2 protein-coding genes are annotated in these 1762 nt (G+C 38.5%); one reads left to right on the top strand and one right to left on the bottom strand.

Annotated features, from left to right (window positions below):
• The first annotated feature begins 159 nt into the window (after positions 1 to 159).
• Positions 160 to 1134, top strand: a complete 975-nt coding sequence (locus F6K37_RS40885) for a formylglycine-generating enzyme family protein (protein ID WP_287257011.1) — start codon at positions 160 to 162, stop codon at positions 1132 to 1134.
• A gap of 241 nt (positions 1135 to 1375) precedes the next feature.
• Here F6K37_RS40885 and F6K37_RS40880 read toward each other — a convergent pair.
• Positions 1376 to 1762, bottom strand: a 387-nt coding sequence (locus F6K37_RS40880) for a phospholipase D-like domain-containing protein (RefSeq protein WP_287257010.1), incomplete at its 5' end; no start/stop codon positions are given.

Raw genomic sequence — 1762 nt, 5'->3', positions numbered from 1 at the left:
TAAGTTACTAACACCACTGCGAATCGATTTGCTTGTCGCTTCTATCAACAATTAGCAGCAGATGCTCCAGTAGATATTGCGGCACAGAATGGGCGACGTGCCATAATTCAGAGTCCAACAGAAGATCACACGCGGGATTTTGCCACTCCTGTCATTTTCATGCGCGTGAACGATGGCTATCTGTTCAAGCGTGAGGATGGGGAAAATGGTAGCGAAAAATCCCTTACCCAAAATCATCAAAATTATGATTCATCTAACCTGTCATCTCAAACTAGCAGTAACAATATTGTAGCAACAAGCAATTCAAAAACAAAATTACCTCCAACTACCAAAACCTTTGAATTTGAAGTAGTAAAACTAGATGCTCAAGGGAGAGAAAAACGTAGCTGCCAAAAAGCTGAACATTTTATCGAAATGTTGAATGATACCGTTGAACTAGAAATGGTGTCTATTCCAGGGGGTCAATTTACAATGGGCGCGCCTAGAGAGGAAGAAATGTCTCAAGAAGAAGAACGCCCTCAACATATAGTTACTATTAAACCCTTTTTTATAGGTAAATATCCGATTACTCAGGCACAGTGGAGGGTTATTGCCAACCTTCCACAAATTAACTGCCATCTTGAACCTGAACCATCTTGTTTTAGAGGAGATAATTTACCAGTAGAGCAGGTTTCTTGTTACCATGCACAGGAGTTTTGCGTCCGCTTGTCACAAAAGACAGGGAGAAAATATCGTTTACCCACTGAAGCTGAATGGGAATACGCTTGTCGCGCCAGAACCTCAACTCCGTTTCATTTTGGAAGAAAAATTACACCAAATTTAGCGAATTATGATAGCAAAGATCACCATTATCGCAAAAAAACGACAGAGGTTGGTAGTTTTAGCCCTAATGCTTTTGGGCTATCGGATATGCACGGGTTAGTCTGGGAGTGGTGTAAGGACTACGAACACGGAGATTATTATGACGCACCATCAGATGGTAGTGCATGGATAAATGATGGAAATGAGGAATATCGAGTTTTGCGCGGTGGTTCTTGGAATTCTTATCCTAATTTGTGTCGTTCAGCATCTCGCTTTTCCGAAATAGCAAGTATTACTGACAATCAATTTGGTTTTCGAGTCGTTTTTTCCTAAATATAAAATTTCATTACTACTGGGTAATTAGTTGCTTGATTTTATTTTTGATATCCTCTATTGAAGATAAGTCAGAAATTTGTATACTCATTTCCTGGCGAATTATAACCTTGGGATTTATTGATAACCTTTGACACTGTATTCTGTAAGGATGAGAAAGCCAATTCCAACTTCCTGTAATAGCAAGCTTGGTATCACAAACCAGAATTCTTGCATTTGTACCTCGGCTTTGTTTATGTATTTATCTACCTAATCTAATTAATTGTGAACCTGAATGTTTAGAGAATAAAGCTCTCAAATCATTTTCGGTTAAAGCATCATTGTAGTCATTTTCTTCGTGACCTTTATTTCCATAAATAACTGTTACTTTCACTCTTTTTTCTAAAACTGAAACTATATCCTTAACAAATTGTCTTGATTCAGGACCTCGAATCCAAGGAGTAACAATTATTAATTCCTTTTCAGCTTGCTCAAGAGCTTCTCTAAAAACCGTTACATGTTCACAATTATAAACCATAGTAGCTCCCGGTTGAGGCTGGGGAATTTCTTCCTCGGTTTTATACTCTAAAATAACCCCATTGTCTCGAATATGTTCAACAAGCTTGCGGGTCAGCCTTCCTTTCTCAGA

This window comes from Moorena sp. SIO4E2 (assembly GCF_010671945.1).
GTDB classification, from domain to species: domain Bacteria; phylum Cyanobacteriota; class Cyanobacteriia; order Cyanobacteriales; family Coleofasciculaceae; genus Moorena; species Moorena producens.
Note: the sequence above shows the minus strand (reverse complement) of the source record. Positions and strands in the feature narration are given on the sequence as shown.

Bases quoted from the DNA above. Each gene is read 5' to 3' on its own strand.
- F6K37_RS40885 (WP_287257011.1), top strand. From the start codon at position 160: ATGCGCGTGAACGATGGCTATCTGTTCAAGCGTGAGGATGGGGAAAAT.